Source organism: Aliidiomarina maris (assembly GCF_003987335.1).
Classification (GTDB): domain Bacteria; phylum Pseudomonadota; class Gammaproteobacteria; order Enterobacterales; family Alteromonadaceae; genus Aliidiomarina; species Aliidiomarina maris.
Window position 1 is genome coordinate 117,517 of sequence record NZ_PIPK01000007.1, and the last position, 20,943, is coordinate 138,459.

Consider the following 20,943-nt stretch of genomic DNA (forward strand, 5'->3'; position numbering starts at 1 on the left):
GATCGGTCGGGCTTATTTTGGAGAACACTATGTCACTAAGTGCAGAAGTAAAAGCGCAGATCGTTAAAGATTATGGCCGTGGTGAGAACGACACAGGTTCACCTGAAGTTCAGGTAGCTCTGTTGACTGCTCAAATCAACCATTTACAAGGTCACTTCAAAGAGCATATCCATGACCACCACTCACGTCGTGGTTTGTTGCGCATGGTAAGCCAGCGCCGTAAATTGCTTGACTACCTGAAAGGTAAGAGCAACGAGCGTTATCTAGACCTGATCAACCGCTTAGAACTGCGTCGTTAATCAGTTTCAATAAAAAAGGGGCCTATTCGGCCCCTTTTTTTTGCTTTTCTGCTCTTATTTTATACGCGACTTCGTTATACTGTGTCGCGAGAAATAAGCGAAAGTAGGGTCTTGGGTAAAAGACCAACAAAGGTGAAGGAAAAAACATAGTGAATCCTATAACAAAACAGTTCCAGTACGGTCAGCACACGGTCACCCTAGAAACGGGGGCTATCGCACGCCAAGCGTCGGGTGCAGTATTGGCAAGCATTGATGACACAGCAGTTTTAGTAACTGTTGTCGGTAAGAAAGACGTTAACGAAGGCATGGATTTCTTCCCGCTGACGGTTAACTACCAAGAGCGTACATACGCGGCAGGTAAAATCCCTGGTGGGTTCTTTAAGCGTGAAGGTCGTCCAACTGAAAACGAGACTTTAACCTCACGTTTGATTGACCGTCCAATTCGTCCATTATTCCCTGAAGGTTTCAAAAACGAAGTTCAAGTCATTGCGACTGTGGTGTCTTTGAACCCTGAAATCTCTCCTGATATCGTTGCGTTGCTGGGTACTTCAGCGGCATTGGCTGTGTCTGGCATTCCGTTTGCTGGTCCAATTGGTGCAGCACGCGTTGGTGTGATTAACAGCGAATATGTGTTGAACCCGACGGCAACTGAACTGCAAACCTCTGATCTTGATTTAGTGGTTGCAGGTACAGAAGCTGCTGTATTAATGGTTGAATCAGAAGCGAACTTGCTGAGCGAAGAAGCAATGTTAGGTGCCGTAGTTTACGGTCACGAGCAGATGCAAACAGCGATCAGCGCAATCAATGAATTTGCTGCTGAGGTCAACACCCCGAAGTGGGATTGGCAGCCGCCTGCAGTTAATCAAGAATTGAAAGCTGCAGTGAAAGAACTGGCTGAAGACAAAATTGGTGAAGCTTACCGCATCACTGATAAAACTGAGCGTCGCGACAAGCTGACAGCTGCTCGCACTGAAGTGATGGAAGCTTTGGCTGCGAAGTTTGAAGAGCTGGACCAGAAAGCGGCAGGCAACTTCTTCCACGATTTAGAAAGCGATGTGGTACGTAGCCGCGTGATTAAAGGTGAGCCGCGTATCGATGGCCGTGAACCTGATATGGTTCGTGCCCTTGACGTTGCCACTGGCGTATTACCACGTACGCACGGTTCTGCCGTGTTCACCCGTGGTGAAACCCAGGCACTCGTGGTTGCAACACTAGGTACTGAGCGTGACGGTCAGAACATTGACGAAATCATGGGCGCACGTACCGACCGTTTCATGTTGCATTACAACTTCCCTCCGTATTGCGTCGGTGAAACTGGCTTTGTCGGTTCACCAAAACGTCGTGAAATCGGTCACGGTCGTTTAGCTAAGCGCGGTGTCTTGGCTGTCATGCCATCAGCCGAAGAATTCCCGTACACCGTGCGTGTGGTATCTGAAATCACTGAATCAAACGGCTCAAGCTCAATGGCTTCAGTATGTGGTACCTCGTTGGCATTGATGGATGCTGGCGTACCAATCAAGTCATCTGTTGCTGGTATTGCAATGGGCTTGGTTAAAGAAGGTGATGATTACGTCGTATTGTCTGACATCTTGGGTGACGAAGATCACCTTGGCGACATGGACTTCAAAGTAGCAGGTAGCCGTGAAGGCGTAACCGCGCTACAAATGGATATCAAGATTGAAGGTATCACCAAAGACATCATGGAAAAAGCATTGGCTCAAGCCCGTGCTGCGCGTTTGCACATTTTGAATGTGATGGACGAAGCCATGAGTGGCGCACGTGAAGAAGTATCAAGCTACGCACCACGTTTCCACATCTTGAAAATCAATCCTGAGAAGATTCGTGACGTTATCGGTAAAGGCGGCGCAGTTATCCGCGAATTGACTGAGTCGACTAACACCAACATCGAAATTGATGACGATGGTACGATTAAGATTGCTGCAACCTCAGAAGCTGACGCGCAAGCGGCAGTCGCTCGTATCGAAGCGATTACAGCAGACGTTGAAGTAGGTCGTATTTATCAAGGTAAAGTGGCACGTATCGTTGATTTCGGTGCGTTCGTAACTGTATTACCAGGTAAAGACGGTTTAGTGCATATCTCACAAATCTCTGACGATCGCGTTGAAAACGTTGCTGATCACATGAGTGTGGGTGACACAGTAGCAGTCAAAGTATTGGAAATCGATCGCCAAGGCCGTGTGCGTTTAAGTATGAAAGAAGCAGCTGAAAAGCCAGCAAGTAACGAAGAGTAAGTTAACTTACTCGAGCGCATACATAGCTCGTTACAAAAGCCAGACACTAAGTTGTCTGGCTTTTTTGTTTTTTGGCCCAGCAAAGTGGTATAACTAGATATCATTCAAGTGACTATGAGTATGCCCTATGCCAAAACCTGCCATTCATTCCCGCGCATTTAATAGACCCACACGCAAATTCGGATACTTCGCCGCCACGCTGGCGCTGACGGCTGCTATTAGCGCACCAGTCAGTAGTTATGATCGTGTGACTGGGCACCACTTTGCGTCGCGTTCTGAAGCAATGGCACCTGACGCGATGGCGGCAACCAGTCAGCCGTTAGCGACGCAAGTTGCGTTAGAGGTCATGCGTCAGGGCGGTAATGCGATTGACGCTGCCATTGCAGCCAACGCGTTACTGGGGTTGGTGGAGCCGACTGGCAACGGCATCGGCGGCGATTTGTTCGCAATTATCTGGCATGCCGAAAGCGAACAACTGTATGGATTGAATGCGTCGGGGCGATCACCGCAAAGCCTTACCCTTGATTATTTCCGTGAGCAGGGCATTGAGCAAATACCCCAACGAGGGCTACTCACCCTGTCGGTGCCCGGCGCGGTGGACGGCTGGCATGAAATGCATTCACGCTTCGGCGCGTTAGATTGGGCCGCGTTATTTGAGCCGTCGATTCACTATGCGGAATCTGGATTCCCAGTAACTGAGGTGATTGCGTATTATTTTGGCCGCAACGCCGAAGTTTTATCTGAGTTTCCTGGTTTTGCTGACGTATTCTTAAAAGACGGCCAACCGCCACAGCAAGGCCAACGTTTTCGTAACCCAGATTTAGCTAACACGTATCGAACGATTGCTCAGGAGGGACGGGACGCCTTTTATCAAGGCAGTATCGCCCACGCAATCAGCAACTTTGTTGCCGAGCACGGTGGCTTTTTAAGCTATCAGGACTTGGCGAATCATACATCGCAGTGGGTCGAGCCGGTATCCACCAATTATCGTGGATACGATTTGTGGGAGCTGCCACCAAATACCCAAGGTATTGCAGCACTGCAAATTTTAAATATTTTGGAAGACTACGACTTAGCGGCCATGGGTTTTGATAGCCCTGAATATATTCATCATTTTGTCGAAGCCAAAAAGCTCGCTTTTGAAGACCGTGCTAAGTTTTATGCGGATATGGATTTTCAGGATGTACCTGTGGATTGGCTTATCTCCAAAGAGTACGCCGCAGAACGTCGCCAATTAATTGATCCTGAACGGGCAGGGCGTGCCTATGAGCCCGGTAACCCGCCAATGCAGGGGGACACTATTTATCTCACCACAGCAGACCAACAGGGTAATATGGTGTCACTCATTCAAAGCAATTACCGTGGTATGGGGTCAGGCATTACCCCGGCTGGAACCGGTTTTGTGCTGCAAAACCGCGGTGAAATGTTTGTTCTCGATGAGCAGCATGCCAATGGATATGCACCCGGCAAACGGCCTTTCAATACCATTATTCCAGCATTCGTCACTAAGGACGGCAAGCCAGTTATGAGCTATGGTGTTATGGGTGGGGGTACACAGCCGCAAATGCACGCGCAGATTCTGATTAATATGCTAGATTTTGGCATGAACCTGCAGGAAGCGGGCGACGCGCCGCGTATCTTGCATTCAGGTTCAAGCCAACCTACTGGGGAGCAAATGAGCGATGGCGGCGTTTTAAGCTTGGAAAACGGGTTTTCTGACGCAACCCGCCGTGAACTCGTTAAAATGGGTCATCGCTTGCAAGAGGCGGTTGGCCCGTATGGCGGTTATCAAGCGATTTGGTACGATGCCGAGCAGGATATCTATAAGGGTGCCTCAGAGAGCCGTAAGGACGGTCATGCTGCAGGCTTTTAATTAAGTAATAAGTTGGGGTTCATGTGGTTAATTTACGGTTAGTTTGTGTTGCATTATGGGTGTGTGTTTTAGCCGCTTGCGCCTCAGCTCCGCAAGGGCAAGGGGCAGCTGGCGGTGCGCAAACATCGGCTACAGGCTCGTCCGCAGACATGCGAGCGAACCAGTTTATTTTAGTTGAGCCTTTATTGCCAAACCCGCAGCGTCAGATAGAAATTGCGCAAATCTCGCAGCTCATTCATGAGCATGACTTAAGTCGTGAACAGCGCGCTGTGCTGCATTATCGCCGTGGCGCACTGTATGACGCCTTGGGTCTAAGTACACTGGCACGAATCGATTTTAATCAAGTGCTGGAGTATCGCCCTGGGATGGCCGATGCCTATAACTATATTGGTATTCATGCGACTCAAGCCGGCGACTTTGAAATGGCCTTTGAGGCCTTTGATAGTGTGCTAGAGCTGGATGGTGAGCACCCTTATGTGTTGCTTAACCGTGGCATTGCGGCCTATTACGCGGGTCAGTATGAACTTGCCCAAGTGGATTTAGCTGATTTCCACTATCAGGCACAGGATGATGCGTATCGTGTACTCTGGTTGTTCTTTGCTGACTTACAAATTGACCCAGAGCGAGCGTACGCATTACTGGTTGAACGCCAGGAAGGTCTGGGTGATCGCTGGGAAAGGAACTTGGTGCGTTTATTTACCGAGGAAATATCACCGCAACAACTGATGGCGAGCACATTAGAAGGCGTTGAAGATCAGTTAGGTCTGATTGAGCGTTTAGCTGAAGCGTATTTTTATTTAGGTAAATACCAACGTATGCAAGGTGAGAACGACGAAGCAGCCAATTACTTTAAGCTTGCTTTGGCAACCAATTTGTATGAATTTATTGAGCATCGCTACGCCTATTTAGAGTTAGACGCGATCCGTTATCCAGGCTAACTACATGCGGCGGGTGGCGAGCTTTGCCTGGCTGCGCTGGCTCGGTGTGGTGCTGCTTACATTCAGCTTAGGGGCCAGCAGCCCTGTCACACATGGCTACTGGCAGCAGCTGTTTGAGCGCAGTCCTGAAGCGGTTGCCTACCCAGCCAGTTTTTATGGTGTTAGCGAAGCCAGTACCAGCATAGGCCAGACGCTTTGGCAGTCTGGTCAACGAGCCGTAAGCCTACACTACTTACGGTTAGGCGTGCAGCAGGGGGATGCCCATGCTGCCCGTCTACTCGCCGACTATATCCCCTCCCAGCGCGATTATTGGCGCTCACAAGCCAGCCTGTTAGGTGACGAGACAGAAATACTGCGGCTCGCTGCCGATTTGCTGGCGACCGATCCCGATGCAGCTGTTGCAACCTTATTAAGCGGTGAGCAAGACGTGCGTAAATTACCTAAGATGCAACGCCAAGCGCTGATGCGCCTATTGTTTAATCATCCATGGCTGCAAGACCAAGAGTTAAACTGGCAACAGATACTGGCAAATGAGGCTGCGTTAGCGCCCGATTCAATTTGGCTAGAGCGCCAAATATTGGCTCAGCAGTTGGCAAGTACCACGGGCCTAAAATGGCACACAGGGGCTTGTAGCGCTCAGGTTGAGCTACGTGTTGAAGGTGGTCAGGGGCGTGAACAGCTGTATGCTTGGTTATTGCAATTACGCGAGCATCCCATGGCTGATCTCGGTCTATGCTGGTTCGAGGCACAGCAGCCGGCACAGTGCGAGGAGACTAGCGCCGGGCGCTTGCGTTGTGACGTTGATACCCAGCGCTATCAAGTGACAGTCGCAGCACAGCAGCACCAGTTCGCCAGCCTTCCAGCTCGCGCCAATGTGCACGGCCGGGCGATGAGTATTAGCGCAGCCTCGAGCTTTAGCGTGTGGGTACATGAGTTGGGACACATGTTTGGTTTAGCCGACGAATACCCGATGGCGCCGGCTTTAGCCGCAGCATTTTGTCGCGGTGATTACACATTTAATGCGCAAAACCTATATATCACACCGCGTGATGCAGACGCGCTCGACGCTGACCAAGTGGTGGCTGTTCAGCGCGAGTTGCCGTGGCAGGCTTGGTTACAACAACCTATCGCGCAACGTCAGGCGTCAGGTGCAGAGGTCTTAGGGTCTGCGAATCCAGAGCAAATTGGCTTGTTCGCTGTGGATACCTGCGAAGGCACGGGCTTTCAAGCTTGGCGGCCAGTGGCAAAGACCACTTTTATGCAGCAGCATGAAGTCGGTGTTGTGCCTGACTTATATATTCAGTTAATGCGTCAGCATTTACTTGGGTACAGCGACAGCCATTTAAAATAGGCACCGCGCAGAAACACAAAAGCCACTATCTGTCAGGATAGTGGCTTTTAAAGGTATTACGCGGCTGAGTGCTTAGGACACTTCAATGCCTGCAGCTTGCAAGTCTGCATGGTATGAGGAGCGCACGAGCGGGCCTGAAGCTGTGTGGGTGAAGCCCATCTTGTCAGCTTCGCGCTTAAACATCGCAAACTCGTCAGGGTGCACATAACGGTCAACTTTGATGTGGTGACGGCTAGGTTGCAAGTACTGACCGATGGTGAGCATGTCGACGTTGTGGCGACGTAAATCTCGCATCACTTCGAGAATTTCTTCGTTGGTTTCACCAAGACCAACCATTAAGCCTGACTTGGTCATCACATCAGGACGGCGCTCTTTATAGAGCTTAAGTAAATCCAGCGACCATTGATAGTTTGCCCCAGGGCGTGCCGCTTTGTACATACGTGGCACGGTCTCAAGGTTGTGGTTAAACACATCAGGTGCTTCACCCTCTAAAATATCGAGGGCAATTTGCATGCGTCCACGGAAGTCAGGCACTAATACTTCGACTTTGATGTCTGGGCTATGGGCACGGATTTCGCGAATGCAGTCAGCAAAATGCTGCGCACCACCGTCACGCAGGTCGTCGCGATCAACAGAGGTTACCACCACATAGCGTACACCCATGTCACGAATGGTAAGACCAAGTTTACGTGCTTCTTCGGCGTCTGGCGGTAGCGGACGACCATGGGCTACGTCACAGAATGGACACCGGCGCGTACAAATGTCACCTAAGATCATAAAGGTTGCGGTGCCGTGGTTAAAGCACTCAGGTAAGTTCGGGCAAGAGGCTTCCTCACATACTGAATGCAAACCGTGTTTGCGCATCGCTTTCTTAATATGGTCAATTTTCTCCGTCGAAGCGGGCAGCTTAACTTTCAGCCATTCAGGCTTGCGCAACATCTGCTCACGTTCAGTTGGAATAATTTGTACTGGGATCAGTGCCATTTTATCAGCGTCACGCATTTTGACGCCTGGCTGTAGTCTAACTGGCTTGCTCATAGTCTGTATTCAGCCCCTTTACTTCGTGTGTCTGTTGGTAGCCCAACAGCTCAATAAATGCATTACTAATTGCGTGTGCGGCTTCGTCTAAGTTGTCCGGGCCACCATGGGCAGACGTTTGCGTCATTTGCATACCAGCGTAACCGCATGGGTTAATTCGTAAGAACGGTTCCATATTCATGTTAACGTTCAACGCCAAGCCATGAAACGAACAACCGCGCCGAATTCTTAGCCCCAACGAACAAACTTTTTGCTCTCCAATATACACGCCCGGCGCGTCGGCTCTTGGTGCCGACTGGATTGCGTAGCGCTTAAGTGCCGCAACAACAGTGTCTTCAATCGCGCTGACAAGTTGACGCACGCCCATTTTACGGCGTCGTATGTCAATCAAAAAATACACCACTAACTGGCCAGGACCGTGGTAGGTGACTTGCCCACCGCGATCAACCTGCACCACGGGAATGTCCCCTGGGGCCAAAATATGTTCGGCTTTACCGGCTTGGCCTTGGGTGTATACAGGCGGGTGCTCAACCACCCAAATTTCATCTTTGGCGCTTGCGTCACGTTGGTCTGTGTACGCCTGCATGGCGTGCCAAACCTGGGTGTAGTCCATGCGGCCAAGATATCTAATCGTTAATTCAGTCAATCGGAAGCCTGTGTGTCAATGATGAATATGGTTAACCACCACATTCGCTTAATCAATTTGCGTATTATACCTGTCCTGCGCTCAGGTTACACCTTAGAAGCCGTAAGGTTTTTCTAGCTCAAGGGGTAACCAAGCAAAGCGCGGATAAAAAAAACGCGGCCAGCGCCGCGTTTTGAATAACTAGATCGTGATGCTGTTTACAGTACGTAACGAACGTCATCAATGGCCGACAATTCGCGATATAAAGTTTCCACATGGTCTTTACTGGTAACCACCACGCTAATCGAGATAGACGTGTAGTTGCCTTTACTCGATGGACGCTGCTGCGGACGATAGTCGCCAGGCGCATGCTGTTGCACCACTGAGACAATTTGATCTTGCAGGGTTGGGCTCGTTAACCCCATGACTTTGAAAGTAAAATCACAAGGGAAATCGAGTAGCTCGTCAAATTTAGTTTGCATAGTGGTCCTTACTCGTCTGAAAAGCTCTTGCGAATGCTATCGACCATACGCTTAAAGAAGCCGCCTTGAGCGACATCTTCCAGTGCAACCAGTGGGAAAGTGGCTAAGTCTTCGCCATTCAAGCTAAGAATCAGTTCACCAACTTCGTCGCCACGGGCAATCGGGGCTTCAAGAGCCGAATGAAGGACGAAGTTAGCGGTTAAATTCTGACGTTGGTTGCGTGGCAAGGTCAACACGACATCCTGGTCTACACCAAGTGATACCTCGTCTTTTTCGCCGCCCCATAGGCGATGCTCGACAAAACTTTCTCCCGCACTATAGGCGTCGACGGTTTCGAAAAAGCGAAAACCGTAGTTCAGTAGCTTCTTACTCTCAGCGGCGCGTGCACGCTCACTGTCGGTGCCCATTACGACAGTAATTAATCTTGTGTTACCGTCCACTGCGGAAGTCACCAAACTAAAGCCAGACTCACGGGTGTGACCGGTTTTGATGCCATCTACGTTGAGGGAGCGATCCCATAGCAACGAGTTGCGGTTATATTGACGGATATCGTTATAGGTATGCTCGCGTTCGGCGTAAATCGCATATTCTTCCGGCACGTCACGAATAAGTGCCTGGCCCAGAATCGCCATGTCACGGGCGGTGGTTACTTGGCCTGGTGCTGGTAAACCATGCGAGTTCACAAATGTGGTGTTGTACATACCCAAACGCTGGGCATGGGCATTCATCAAGTCGGCGAAGGCATCTTCAGTGCCTGAGATATGCTCGGCCATCGCCACGGTGGCGTCGTTGCCAGATGAAATAATAATGCCTTTATTTAATTCACGTACTGGCACCTGACGACCAACTTCAATAAACATCAACGACGAGCCAGGGAAGTTACGTGCCCATGCGTTTTCGCTGACGGTGACCATGTCGTCTTCGCTAATGGTGCCGCGTAATAGCTCGTGGCCAATAATGTAACTGGTCATCATTTTAGTTAATGACGCGGGCCCATGCGGCTCATCGGCACTACCTTCGGCAATCACCTGACCGGTGCGATAATCCATAAGGATATAGCTTTTGGCGTTAACAGAAGGAGCAGAGGGCACAACAGCGGTAGCCGACGCGGTAAAAAGGGTAGCTGCCGCGATACAAGAAGACAGGGTAAGGTTGGAAAAGACTTTGCGCATGTCGCTATTTATCTCATTTATTCAGGGTTGACGGTATTTGCGCGAGCGCTGGTCGATGACCAAACTAACTAGCCCGCACAGGCTGTTGATTGTAACAAAAACTACGTGTTGCTTCACTACTGGTTAACGCGAAACGCTTGGTTAAAGCCGTCATTACGTAAGCGCTGCAGCCATTCACTGGCCTGACTCTCATTAAACGGCCCTAACAATAAACGATGTAGACCATTGCGTTCGCGAGAGGTTGCATTCAACGCATATTTTTCTGCCAGGTTGGCTTTTAGTTCAGTCAGCCGAGTAGGGTCACTTAGCGCGGTCAACTGAATGTAAACAACCTCAGTGCCCGTGGAGCTGCTGCTGGTATCGCCGTCCGCTTGACTGGCAACTAACGGCGGCGGCATAAAGATAGCTTCCACCCGCACGGGTGCGGTGCCGCTGTGCAGCATATCAAGCTTGTAAGCGGCGGCGTATGACAAATCAATGATGCGCTCGGGGTGAAACGGACCGCGGTCGTTGACCCGAACAATCGCCTCGCGGCCGTTATTTAAGTTGGTCACTTTAACATACGTAGGTAATGGCAAGTAGCGATGGGCGGCAGACAAACCGTACATATCGTAGTATTCGCCATTGGACGTCAGATGACCGTGAAATTTTTCGCCATACCAAGACGCGCGACCCACTTCGCTATACCCCTGAGCACTGGGTAGCACATGATAGGTTTGTCCAAACACCGAGTAAGAGTCCATGTTGCCCTGACGCGACAAAGGTTCATAGCGTGGCTCTAACGGCGTCAACTCTGCAGCCGTTGGGGTGCGCAGTGGTGCCTGGTCGTTACGCATTTGGTAACGCCCTTCAGGTTTGGCGCTACAGGCGGTTAGCACCACACTACCAAGCGCAAGCAATACCCACCATTTATTGTTGCTTAGCATGGCGAATTTCTTCACTTAATAAGTGCACGGCAAGGGCGTACAACGGGCTGTGGTTATAGCGTGTAATGCTATAAAAATTTGGCAAACCGACCCAGTAGCTGGCGCCATCTTGCTCGTCAAAACGGAATAAGCGTGCTGGCGTATCGTCACCCATCTGGGTAATAAAATCGACCCCAGCGGCGCGTAACGAGCCCACAGTGTGGGTTAAGTTCTGGCCGCGCGACGATACCAAGGTATCTAAGTCCTCAACTCGGTTAGGCCATGCTGGAACCGCTACGGGCTGACCTTTCTGATAACGGTGACGGGCAAAGTAGTTGGCAACGCTACCAATAGCATCGACTTTGTTATTTAGTAAATCACGCTGGCCGTCGCCATCAAAATCAACCGCGTAAGCACGATAGCTCGAGGAAATAAACTGGCCATAGCCCATCGCACCGGCATAAGAGCCCTTAATGGCTTCTGGGTCGAGTCCTTCGGCGGCAGCTAAACGAATGAATTCACCCAATTCACTACGAAAAAAGCGCTCTCGCGGCGGGTAATAAAAGCCTAACGAGTAAAGTGAATCAAGCACTCGGTAATTACCCATATACTGGCCGTAAAAGGTTTCGACCCCAATAATCGCGACGATCAAAGACGCAGGGACGCCGAATTCTTGCTCCGCACGGGCCAAGGTGTCTTGGTGTTCATTCCAAAATGCGACCCCTTGCTGAATACGGCGCTCGGTCAAAAAGATACCGTGGTACTGGTGCCACGGACGTGCTTCCCATGGGCGTTGAATTGCTTGCAATACTTGCTCATCGCGTTGGGCGGAGTCGAGTAACTGAGTGATATAATCAGGGTCGATTTGATGTTGTTGTGCAAGCTCCTGAATAAATGCTTGTTTAGCTGCTTCCGTGGTGGCGCTAGGGCTCACTTCTTGTTGTGCATAAACCGCGACACTAGCGCTAAGGCCGATACCAGTCATGACAAATTTTGCCAAGCTGGCAATACGGCGGAAAAAAGGCGATGCAGAATTCTGAGGGCACATAATCATGTCCATAGTGATAAGTAAAATGCGTTTGTTAGCGGCCAGGCTCGTCTCGTAAGGTCAAACGGCGGTGCGTGCCGATTGCCATCAGAATCCCAAACCCTGCCATAATGGTAACCATTGAGGTGCCGCCATAACTAATCAGTGGCAATGGCACACCGACCACGGGCAACAACCCTGATACCATGCCGATATTGACCAATGCATAGATAAAAACGGTCATCGTAATGCTACCGGCCAACAGTTTACTAAATACATGTTGTGCGCGTATAGCAATCAGCAGGCCACGATAGATAATAAAGCCGTAAATAAACAGTAAAGCTATGACACCAATTAAGCCAAATTCTTCACTGAAAACCGAAAAAATAAAATCTGTGTGGCGTTCCGGCAAAAATTCCAGTTGTGATTGTGTGCCTTGCAACCAGCCTTTACCTTCAAGGCCACCTGAACCAATCGCAATTTTGGATTGAATAATGTGGTACCCGGCGCCCAAAGGGTCGCTTTCTGGATTTATAAACGTCAAAACGCGCTGCCGTTGGTAGCCATGTAATAAAAAGAACCAAGCAACGGGCAAAAACGCACCCAGAGCAAGCAGGCCCATAATAATCAGTCGCCAGCTCATGCCTGCTAAAAACAACACAAAAATACCCGAGCTAAACACCAGCAATGCAGTGCCCAAATCGGGTTGGCGAGCGATCAGTAAAGTGGGTACTAACACTAGAAACAAGCCAATGAACACCGTAGTCCAGCGTACCGGCAGTGGTTGACGCGCGCAGAACCAAGCTAGCATCATCGGTGCGGCAAGTTTCATCAGCTCCGAGGGCTGCACTCTCACGACCCCGAGATCCAACCAGCGTTGTGCACCTTTACCGACCACCCCCACTAACAGCACCGCTACAAGCAACGCCAAACCGACGATGAATACTGGGATAGTAAGGCGTTTAAAAGTATCCGGAGAAATTTGTGCAAACACCAACAGAACAACAAATGATAAGCCAATGCGTGCGACCTGGCGCTCAACTAAGTCAATATTTTGCCCACCTGCGCTATAAATGACTGCCAAGCTAATACAACACAATGCAATCAAAGCTAAGAGCAAGGGTAGGTCAATATGGAAGCGTTGGAATATCGCTGATAAGCTGCGTGGGTTAGTCTCGTGCATGATCACGCTCCAACGGCAATGTGACTAACTCAACCTCACGTTGATAATCAAAGTAAAAGTCGAAGATCCGCCGTGCAATCGGAGCGGCATTACGACCACCACCGCCGACGTTCTCAATCGCAATAGCGACGGTAATTTGTGGGTCATCGGCAGGGGCGTAGCCAATGTAGGTTGCATTGTCGCGTAACCGCTCATCAACCTCTATGGGTACTTGCTGGCCGTCAACAATTTCATATTCCGGGGTGCGTTCCGCTTCGGCGCGGCTAATTACCTGTGCCGTCCCCGTCTTGCCCGCCGCACGATAGGGTGCATTCAGAAAAGCCGCATGCGCGGTGCCGTCGACGCGACTAATGACGCGCTCCATGCCGTCCATGACTGCCGTAAAATAGTCGTTGCTACGCAGTTGCAGCGGAGGTAGTTCAAACGGCTCCTGATACTCAATCTCTTCGCCGTGGCGAACGGCACGTAAAAATCTTGGTTGTAAGCGTCTACCCTTGGTGACAATGGTATTGGTGCTAGTAGCAAGCTGTAGTGGGGTGACTGTCCAGAAGCTTTGCCCGATGCCAACGGACAGTGTTTCACCCGTGTACCAAGGCTCGTTCAATGTAGCGCGCTTCCAGCCACGAGAGGGCAGCAGTGCTGCGTTTTCCTCGTGAATATCAATGCCAGTTGACTGACCAAAGCCAAGTTCAGCCATAAAGTCGTGAATGCGGTCGATGCCAAGCTCGTGGGCAAGCTTATAAAAATAGGTATTGTTTGACACTTGAATGGCTTTTTTCATGTCCACCCAACCATGACCCCAGCTGCGCCAATTACGAAAACGTCGCTCGACGCCAGGTAATTGGTAGTAGCCTGGGTCCCAAACCCGTGTATTAATGTCAATTAAGCCCGACTCAAGACCGAGCAACGACATATGCGGCTTAATTGTGGACGCGGGCGGATAGCGCCCTTGGGAGGCACGGTTAATCAGTGGATTGTTGGGGTCTTGCAACAGCGCCTGGTAGTCTTGCACTGAAATACCATGCACAAATAAGTTAGCGTCGTAACTTGGGTTAGAATACATCGCCAGTAGGCCACCGGTATCGCTGTCCATTACCACAATCGCGCCACGTCGCCCCTGCAACTGTTGCATCGCAATTTTCTGCACTTCGATATCAACTTCCAGATAGATATCCTGGCCCGGAACAGGCGGGGTAAAGTCCAGGGTGCGTACCACCCGACCGCGGCTATTTACTTCAACGGTCTGATAACCTGGGCGGCCATGCAAAATAGATTCGTAGTAACGTTCCACCCCCAACTTACCGATGGTACGCGTAGCCGCATAACGGCCATACTCATCATTGGCGCGCAGGCGTTCTATATCTTGGCGGTTGATACGCCCGACATATCCAACCACATGGGTAAATAATTCGCCAAAGGGATAGTGACGTTGTAAACGCGCCTCAACGGACACGCCGGGAAAGTGGTGTTGGTGCAAGGAGAAGCGCGCAACTTGCTGTTCACTGATATTGTCCGCAAAAGGGATTTGAGGGAAACGCCGGGCCCGGCGTAGTTGGCTGCGGAAACTTTCAACTGCGGTCTCGTCTAATTCAAGTAGCGTCGCTAAACGGTGCAGCGTATCGTCTAGGTCATCGACTTCTTCGGGAACAATCTCAATGCTGTAAACAGGTACATTCTCAGCCAAGATCTCACCATTGCGGTCATAAATAAGTCCACGGTTTGGCGCGACGGGTAGCACGGTAATGCGATTTGAATTTGAACGCGTTTGGAATTCCTGAAAGCCGGTGACTTGCAGGTGGTAAAGATTTGTTAGCAATACCAGGAATACCGCGGCCGCAACGACCATACAAGCGATAGCACGACGAGCAAACAAGTTTGCTTCTATGGTGTGGTCGTGAATCGTAGGTCGGCGTTTAGGTTTCATTATTCCCGATGGTATGGATGATTGTTATTTAAACTCCAAGCTCGAAATAACGCCTCCGCAACGATGATGCGAACCATCGGGTGGGGCAAGGTCAACGGCGATAATGACCACTTTTCTTCACTTGCCTGTATACATGCTGGCGATAACCCTTCAGGCCCACCAATTAAAAAGCTAACGTCGCGGCCATCCAATTGCCATTGCTGCATGCGCTGGGCAAGCTTAGAGGTCGACCATGGCCGTCCTTCAACCTCTAAAGTGACAATCCGTGAGCCTTTATTCACCTGGCTTAGCATGTGTTCACCTTCTTGCTCGGTGATACGCGCTATATTTGCCTTTTTGCCACGTTTTCCTGCAGCAATTTCAGTCAGTTGCAACGGCATGTCAGGCGGTAAGCGACGGGCGTATTCCTGGAATCCTACGCTAACCCAATCTGGCATTTTGCTGCCTACCGCGAGCATTTGCAAACGCATAACGACTTATAAACCCCAGAGTTTCTCAAGCTGGTAGAAGTCACGAGTAGCGTCTTGCATCACATGCAGCACGACATCGCCGAAATCAACCAATACCCACTCAGAGTCTAACTCGCCCTCAATACCGATCGCTGCAAAACCTTGGTGCTTGGCTTCTAAGGCAACGTGGTTGGCAATACTGCGAACATGGGTTTTGGAGTTTCCTGAGCACACGATTAAAAAGTCTGCGACATCTGATTTTTTAGTGACATCAATGATAGTAATATCACGTGCTTTAATTTGTTCGATTTTGTCGACTACGAAGTCGCGCAAATTTTGCCCTTGCAATCTATCTCTCCTAACTACGGACTGGTTTTGACCGCGCAGTTTAACACGAGTTCAGCGCAGGTAGATAATAACTTCGGGTTTTAGGCGCCAATTTTTGGCCTATCATGGTAGTCAAACTAGACTTTGGCTTGATATAAACCGTGGCGTTGAATGTAAGTATACACTTTAGGTGCAAGTAGCTCAGGGCAGGGCGTATCGATATTGCGTGCGGCTAATTGTTGGCGCAGTTGGGTCGCGGAAATCGCTTGGTGTTGGGTATCGGCAAGATGAATTAGGCCGCTGCCATGGCTAAATTGCGCCAAGTTTGGAGCGCCTTGCTGGGTTAAGCGTTGCTGCAGCTCTTCCGGCACTTGTTCGAGCTGATAGCCTGGGCGGGGAAGGACAATAACATGGGCGAGCTCGAGAATCCCTTGCCAGTTCAGCCATTGAGTGAAATTAATGAAGCTGTCCATACCCATAATAAAGCATAAACTTGCTTGCGGGTGTTGGCGTTGCAAGTGGGCGAGGGTGTGAACCGTGCGCGTTGGCTGTTGCTGGCGCAGTTCAAAATCATCGGCGACTAAGCGTGGATCGTCTTCGCAGGCAAGCTCGACCATGCGCATACGATGTGTGTCACTGACAGCGGGCGCTGGGCGATGCGGCGGCGCAAAACAAGGCTGTAAATGTACATGTGACCAGCCAAATTGGTCGGCGAGCTCTGACAGCGGGCGGGTATGCCCCAAGTGTATCGGGTCAAAGGTTCCGCCAAATAATGCGACACTTTGTGGCCTTGCCTTTTTTGGCCTTACCTGGAACATTAAACTGCTGCCTCAAGTGGTAGTACAAGGGATTGAATATCTGCCCGGGTTATCGCGTCCGCCACTTGCAATGGGCTGTCTGCCAACTGATATACAATCGCAAGATGACAAAATAAAGTGGCGAGATCTTCTTTGCTGTCGCGCTTGATGGCTAACTCGCAGCGCCACAATAGCGCACTGGCTTTGGCGTAACGACTGTCGTCCCAGGCTTGTAAGTGGCGTAGGTACAGGCTTTGATGATTCTTCCACACACCTTGTTTTTGTAAGGCTTGGGCAGGGCTTTGGTCATTTGCAACCAATTGCTTAGCTTGCTGTAAAATAGTGCAGTGACGCTGTAGTAACCAGTGGATGAGTACCGGCTCCGCATCGGTTTCTAACAGGCGTTGCAAGCGCTGAATAAACAGTTCAATTTGGCCATTTAGCAGTGGGTCTTGCAGTGCGAAAATATCGAATCGCGACTGCTGTTGTGCATGCTGCTCGACCAGCTCCAGACTGACAGGTACACGCTGCGCAGAATACTGAGTATGGCTCTGGCTCAAGGCTATTTTCTGTAGGCTCTGGTCAAGGGCGAGTAAATTTCCCTCAAACCATTGTTGCAGTAATTGCACCGCGTCAGGGGCGAGCTCGAGCTGGTATTCTGCGGCCAACTGATGAATAAAGCGTCCAAATTGGGCGTTATCTGGCGTGTAAACGGGTACAAAGACGCCGTATTCCGTTAAGCCTTTAAACCATTTACTGCGTTGCTGCTCGGGCTTAAGCTTAGGGCCATGCAGAATGAGTAAGGTGTCTGCTGGCGGGTTATCAAGCCAAGCTTGCAGGGCTTTAGCACCATCTTGGCCAGGTGATGCTGTTGGTAATTCAATCTCAATGCTGCGCAATTGACTAAACAAAGATAGGTTTTGCGCGCTCGTGGCGAGCTCATCCCAGCTGAAATCTTGCTGTTGATTAAACTGTAAGCGCTCGTCGAAGCCCAATTGGCTGGCTCGCTGTCGAATTTGACGCAGTGCACGCAAGCGTAAAAAATCATCATCACCAAACACTAAGTAGAGTGGCTGCAAGGGGCCTTGTAAGTGTTGGGCGAGTTGATTGCTATACACTTGCATGGGTGACTATTCCCAAGTTAACTGGGTCAGTAGCAACATAATGCGATGCACTGCGTCGCTACGCATTTCGTTGACCAGTAACTCCAGTTCACGGGTTTTTGCCAACGCAAAATTTGGGTCTTCCTGGTAATCGCGCAATACCTGAATATCTTGCAGCTGAATGTCACCGTTCGCCGTATGCACGCGCACTGGGACGGTATAAATCAATTCATATTCCGCAACTTGACCTGAAATAAGCAATGAGAGCACGCGTCTATCAAGGCTGTCTTCAAGTAATTCGATATGGGTAATATCTTGACCACGCGCGACGACTTGAATGTCATAGCGGTCGAATTCATCGCGTAAGCGGCTGGCGATTTCACTGCGCGCAGGGGCCTCCAGCGATACCTGCGCCAATTGCGCAGGTATCTGATAAGAACCGCGCAATTGGAAGCCACAAGCCGCCAAGGCCAGCAGCGTAATAACTACGCTGAAGACCTTCAGGCCACGCTGAAAAGCGCTCATTTAGCTCACCACAATATTGAAGATTTTACCCGGTACGTAAATAATTTTACGCACGGTTTTACCTTCAGTGAAACGTTGGACATTTTCTTCCGCTAAAGCAGTCTGTTCGACTTGCGCTTGGTCGGCATCCGCAGGGACGGTAATTTTAGTGCGCACCTTGCCGTTGACTTGCACGACAACCAGCTTCTCGTCTTCAACTAAGGCGCTTTCGTCCACTTGCGGCCAAGCTTCAAAGTTAATGTCGCTGTCATGACCAAGCGCCGCCCATAAACGGTCACATACGTGTGGGGTGATCGGTGACAGCATCACCACGATAGCGTCTAGTGCTTCCTGCATCAGCGCGTGGTCGTTGGCGTCGTCTAAAGGCGCTTTTTGTAACGCATTCATTAACTCCATCACAGCCGCAATCGCGGTGTTGAAGTTTTGGCGGCGTCCCATATCATCACTGACTTTGGCGATGGTGCGGTGAATATCACGACGTAGCGCTTTTTGTTCACGGTTGAGCTCGCCGCGCTCGCTGGTGACGGTCGGCGCTTGCTGGAACTCATACACCTGCTTCCACACCCGGCGAATAAAGCGATGCGCACCTTCAACGCCAGAGTCTGACCATTCGAGGGTCATTTCGGGTGGTGCGGCGAACATCATGAACAAACGCACGGTGTCAGCACCGTATTTATCGACCATGGTTTGCGGGTCAATGCCGTTATTCTTCGACTTTGACATTTTGCTCATACCATCGTGTTGGACTGGCTGGCCGTCCTCTGCACGTGCCATTACAATACGACCTTTGTCGTCACGCTCAAGGGTCACTTGCTGCGGCGAGAACCAAGTTTTGGCGCCTTTTTCGTCTTCACGATAGAAGCTATCCGCAAGTACCATGCCTTGACATAATAGGCGTTTAAATGGCTCATCGGATTGCACTAAGCCCGTGTCACGCAGCAATTTGTGGAAAAAGCGTGCGTACAATAAATGCAAAATAGCATGTTCAATACCGCCGATATATTGGTCGACCGGCAACCAGTAATTGGCTTTATCTGGGTCCAGCATGCCATCGGCGCGGGGAGAGCAGTAACGCGCATAGTACCAAGATGACTCCATAAAGGTGTCAAAGGTATCGGTTTCATGCTCCGCAGGCTGACCTTGGTAGCTGGTTTGGCGCCATGTAGGGTCTGCTTTAATCGGCGATGTAACCCCATTCATGGTGACGTCTTCAGGCAAACGTACAGGCAGTTCATCAGCAGGTACCGGCACCGATTCACCATTGGCAAGGTTCAGCATCGGGATCGGGGTACCCCAGTAACGTTGGCGAGATACACCCCAATCACGCAGGCGGTAATTAACTTGACGTTCGCCAATGCCATCGGCTTCAATTTTTTCCGCGATCGCCGCAAACGCGTCATCGGTGCTAAGACCATCGTAACTACCGGAATTGATTAATTGGCCGTTACCTGTGTAAGCGCCTTGGCTCAGGTCACATGCTTCACCTTCAGCCGCAGCAATCACTTGCACAATAGGTAGGCCATAGGCGGTGGCGAATTCCCAGTCTCGTTGATCATGAGCCGGTACTGCCATTACAGCGCCAGTGCCATAATCCATCAGCACAAAGTTGGCGATATAAATAGGAATTGACTGGCCAGTAAACGGATGTTTGGCGGTGAAACCTGTGTCGATACCACGCTTTTGCATGGTGGCTAACTCTGCTTCCGCTACTTTTTGTTGTTTACAGCTTTCAACAAATTCCGCCACATCAGGGCGGCTAGCCGCAGCCTGTTGCGCGAGCGGATGTTGCGCCGCGACAGCCATGTACGTGGCACCAAAGATAGTGTCTGGGCGTGTGGTGTAGACCGTTAATTGGTCGTTGATTTGCTCAACCTGATAGGTAATTTGTACGCCTTCAGAACGACCAATCCAGTTGCGCTGCATGGCTTTTACTTGATCTGGCCAACCGTCCAGTTGATCCAGATCGTTCAATAATTCTTCCGCGTAGGCGGTGATTTTAATGAACCATTGTGGGATTTCTTTTTGTTCAACCAACGCACCAGAACGCCAGCCGCGGCCATCGATGACCTGCTCATTTGCAAGTACGGTTTGGTCAATTGGGTCCCAGTTAACGGTGGCATTTTTCTTATATACCAGGCCTTTTTCATATAGCTTGGTGAAGAACCATTGTTCCCAGCGATAGTATTCAGGGTGACAGGTGGCGATTTCGCGTTTCCAATCATACCCAAACCCAAGGCGGTTTAGCTGCTCGCGCATGTACTTAATATTGTCGTAAGTCCAAGCGGCTGGCGCGGTTTTATGCTGAATAGCGGCGTTTTCTGCAGGCAAACCAAACGCGTCCCAACCAATAGGCTGCAACACGTTTTTACCTTGCAAGCGCTGATAACGTGCCACCACATCGCCCAGCGTATAATTACGTACATGGCCCATATGCAGCTTGCCACTCGGGTAGGGAAACATTGACAAGCAATAAAATTTCTCTTTGCTTGGGTCTTCGTCGACCGCAAACGTGTTGTCGCTTACCCAGCGCGATTGAACCAGACTCTCAATGTCTTGATGTGCATATTCTTGTTGGATTTTCTCAGCCATTACACCCGTTACCAGCGTTGAATAAAAATGAAGAAGGCACCTGACGTTACCGTCAGATGCCCCAGAAAATTGTTCTGACCAAGG

Annotated in this window: 19 protein-coding genes; 5 read left to right on the plus strand and 14 right to left on the minus strand. The window is 50.3% G+C overall.

Annotated features, from left to right (window positions below; translation table 11 throughout):
• The first annotated feature begins 29 nt into the window (after nt 1–29).
• From rpsO to CWE07_RS09010, 5 genes are all read left to right on the plus strand, one after another.
• Nucleotides 30–299, plus strand: coding sequence for a 30S ribosomal protein S15 (rpsO, locus tag CWE07_RS08990; RefSeq protein WP_111569498.1), 270 nt, complete (start codon nt 30–32; stop codon nt 297–299).
• A 149-nt stretch (nt 300–448) separates the two neighbouring features.
• Entirely contained in the window at nt 449–2,551 is a 2,103-nt protein-coding gene (gene pnp, locus CWE07_RS08995) for a polyribonucleotide nucleotidyltransferase (RefSeq protein ID WP_111569497.1), read from the plus strand.
• 127 nt (nt 2,552–2,678) lie between these two features.
• Complete coding sequence (gene ggt / locus CWE07_RS09000; RefSeq protein WP_111569496.1) at nt 2,679–4,424, plus strand: gamma-glutamyltransferase; 1,746 nt, start codon at nt 2,679–2,681, stop codon at nt 4,422–4,424.
• Between the two features lie 23 nt (nt 4,425–4,447).
• Complete coding sequence (nlpI, locus tag CWE07_RS09005) at nt 4,448–5,362, plus strand: lipoprotein NlpI (protein ID WP_111569495.1); 915 nt, start codon at nt 4,448–4,450, stop codon at nt 5,360–5,362.
• Between the two features lie 4 nt (nt 5,363–5,366).
• On the plus strand, nt 5,367–6,713 hold the full coding sequence (locus CWE07_RS09010; RefSeq protein WP_111569494.1) for a hypothetical protein: 1,347 nt from the start codon (nt 5,367–5,369) through the stop codon (nt 6,711–6,713).
• 72 nt (nt 6,714–6,785) lie between these two features.
• On the opposite strand, the gene lipA is transcribed toward CWE07_RS09010, so the two are convergent.
• From lipA to leuS, 14 genes are all read right to left on the minus strand, one after another.
• Nucleotides 6,786–7,751, minus strand: coding sequence for a lipoyl synthase (gene lipA / locus CWE07_RS09015; protein WP_111569493.1), 966 nt, complete (start codon nt 7,749–7,751; stop codon nt 6,786–6,788).
• Nucleotides 7,735–8,397 carry a lipoyl(octanoyl) transferase LipB gene (gene lipB, locus CWE07_RS09020; protein WP_111569492.1) on the minus strand — a complete coding sequence of 221 codons (663 nt, stop codon included), beginning with the start codon at nt 8,395–8,397 and terminating at the stop codon, nt 7,735–7,737. The genes lipA and lipB overlap by 17 nt, the downstream gene beginning before the upstream one ends.
• A gap of 197 nt (nt 8,398–8,594) precedes the next feature.
• Nucleotides 8,595–8,858, minus strand: a complete 264-nt coding sequence (gene ybeD / locus CWE07_RS09025; RefSeq protein ID WP_111569491.1) for a DUF493 family protein YbeD — start codon at nt 8,856–8,858, stop codon at nt 8,595–8,597.
• An 8-nt stretch (nt 8,859–8,866) separates the two neighbouring features.
• Entirely contained in the window at nt 8,867–10,030 is a 1,164-nt protein-coding gene (locus CWE07_RS09030; protein WP_111569490.1) for a D-alanyl-D-alanine carboxypeptidase family protein, read from the minus strand.
• A gap of 116 nt (nt 10,031–10,146) precedes the next feature.
• Complete coding sequence (locus tag CWE07_RS09035; RefSeq protein WP_111569489.1) at nt 10,147–10,956, minus strand: septal ring lytic transglycosylase RlpA family protein; 810 nt, start codon at nt 10,954–10,956, stop codon at nt 10,147–10,149.
• Nucleotides 10,940–11,983, minus strand: a complete 1,044-nt coding sequence (gene mltB, locus CWE07_RS09040; RefSeq protein WP_241974112.1) for a lytic murein transglycosylase B — start codon at nt 11,981–11,983, stop codon at nt 10,940–10,942. Before mltB ends, CWE07_RS09035 begins: the two co-directional genes overlap by 17 nt.
• Nucleotides 11,984–12,017: 34 nt before the next feature.
• Nucleotides 12,018–13,145: a rod shape-determining protein RodA gene (gene rodA / locus CWE07_RS09045; protein ID WP_111569488.1), complete on the minus strand. Its 1,128-nt coding sequence runs from the start codon at nt 13,143–13,145 to the stop codon at nt 12,018–12,020.
• On the minus strand, nt 13,132–15,069 hold the full coding sequence (gene mrdA, locus CWE07_RS09050; RefSeq protein ID WP_111569487.1) for a penicillin-binding protein 2: 1,938 nt from the start codon (nt 15,067–15,069) through the stop codon (nt 13,132–13,134). The genes rodA and mrdA overlap by 14 nt, the downstream gene beginning before the upstream one ends.
• Nucleotides 15,069–15,539, minus strand: coding sequence for a 23S rRNA (pseudouridine(1915)-N(3))-methyltransferase RlmH (gene rlmH / locus CWE07_RS09055; protein WP_111569486.1), 471 nt, complete (start codon nt 15,537–15,539; stop codon nt 15,069–15,071). The genes mrdA and rlmH overlap by 1 nt, the downstream gene beginning before the upstream one ends.
• 6 nt (nt 15,540–15,545) lie before the next feature.
• Nucleotides 15,546–15,866, minus strand: coding sequence for a ribosome silencing factor (rsfS, locus tag CWE07_RS09060; RefSeq protein ID WP_111569485.1), 321 nt, complete (start codon nt 15,864–15,866; stop codon nt 15,546–15,548).
• Between the two features lie 116 nt (nt 15,867–15,982).
• Nucleotides 15,983–16,663 (minus strand): nicotinate-nucleotide adenylyltransferase, encoded by a 681-nt coding sequence (nadD, locus tag CWE07_RS09065; protein WP_111569484.1) that lies wholly within the window; start codon nt 16,661–16,663, stop codon nt 15,983–15,985.
• Complete coding sequence (gene holA, locus CWE07_RS09070) at nt 16,663–17,766, minus strand: DNA polymerase III subunit delta (protein ID WP_111569483.1); 1,104 nt, start codon at nt 17,764–17,766, stop codon at nt 16,663–16,665. Before holA ends, nadD begins: the two co-directional genes overlap by 1 nt.
• A gap of 6 nt (nt 17,767–17,772) precedes the next feature.
• The gene (locus CWE07_RS09075; protein ID WP_111569482.1) at nt 17,773–18,270 is read right to left on the minus strand and encodes an LPS-assembly lipoprotein LptE; all 498 of its coding nucleotides are present in this window, start codon (nt 18,268–18,270) and stop codon (nt 17,773–17,775) included.
• Nucleotides 18,271–20,859, minus strand: a complete 2,589-nt coding sequence (gene leuS, locus CWE07_RS09080) for a leucine--tRNA ligase (protein ID WP_420836543.1) — start codon at nt 20,857–20,859, stop codon at nt 18,271–18,273. It lies immediately after the preceding gene.
• Nucleotides 20,860–20,943: the final 84 nt, after the last annotated feature.

Excerpts from the sequence above, each read along its gene's own strand:
- rpsO (WP_111569498.1), top strand. The coding sequence starts at position 30 with ATGTCACTAAGTGCAGAAGTAAAAGCGCAGATCGTTAAAGATTATGGC.
- ggt (WP_111569496.1), top strand. The coding sequence starts at position 2,679 with ATGCCAAAACCTGCCATTCATTCCCGCGCATTTAATAGACCCACACGC.
- CWE07_RS09010 (WP_111569494.1), top strand. The coding sequence starts at position 5,367 with ATGCGGCGGGTGGCGAGCTTTGCCTGGCTGCGCTGGCTCGGTGTGGTG.
- lipA (WP_111569493.1), bottom strand. The coding sequence starts at position 7,751 with ATGAGCAAGCCAGTTAGACTACAGCCAGGCGTCAAAATGCGTGACGCT.
- ybeD (WP_111569491.1), bottom strand. The coding sequence starts at position 8,858 with ATGCAAACTAAATTTGACGAGCTACTCGATTTCCCTTGTGATTTTACT.
- CWE07_RS09030 (WP_111569490.1), bottom strand. The coding sequence starts at position 10,030 with ATGCGCAAAGTCTTTTCCAACCTTACCCTGTCTTCTTGTATCGCGGCA.
- CWE07_RS09035 (WP_111569489.1), bottom strand. The coding sequence starts at position 10,956 with ATGCTAAGCAACAATAAATGGTGGGTATTGCTTGCGCTTGGTAGTGTG.
- mltB (WP_241974112.1), bottom strand. The coding sequence starts at position 11,983 with ATGTGCCCTCAGAATTCTGCATCGCCTTTTTTCCGCCGTATTGCCAGC.
- rodA (WP_111569488.1), bottom strand. The coding sequence starts at position 13,145 with ATGCACGAGACTAACCCACGCAGCTTATCAGCGATATTCCAACGCTTC.
- mrdA (WP_111569487.1), bottom strand. The coding sequence starts at position 15,069 with ATGAAACCTAAACGCCGACCTACGATTCACGACCACACCATAGAAGCA.
- rlmH (WP_111569486.1), bottom strand. The coding sequence starts at position 15,539 with ATGCGTTTGCAAATGCTCGCGGTAGGCAGCAAAATGCCAGATTGGGTT.
- nadD (WP_111569484.1), bottom strand. The coding sequence starts at position 16,663 with ATGTTCCAGGTAAGGCCAAAAAAGGCAAGGCCACAAAGTGTCGCATTA.
- holA (WP_111569483.1), bottom strand. The coding sequence starts at position 17,766 with ATGCAAGTGTATAGCAATCAACTCGCCCAACACTTACAAGGCCCCTTG.
- CWE07_RS09075 (WP_111569482.1), bottom strand. The coding sequence starts at position 18,270 with ATGAGCGCTTTTCAGCGTGGCCTGAAGGTCTTCAGCGTAGTTATTACG.
- leuS (WP_420836543.1), bottom strand. The coding sequence starts at position 20,859 with ATGGCTGAGAAAATCCAACAAGAATATGCACATCAAGACATTGAGAGT.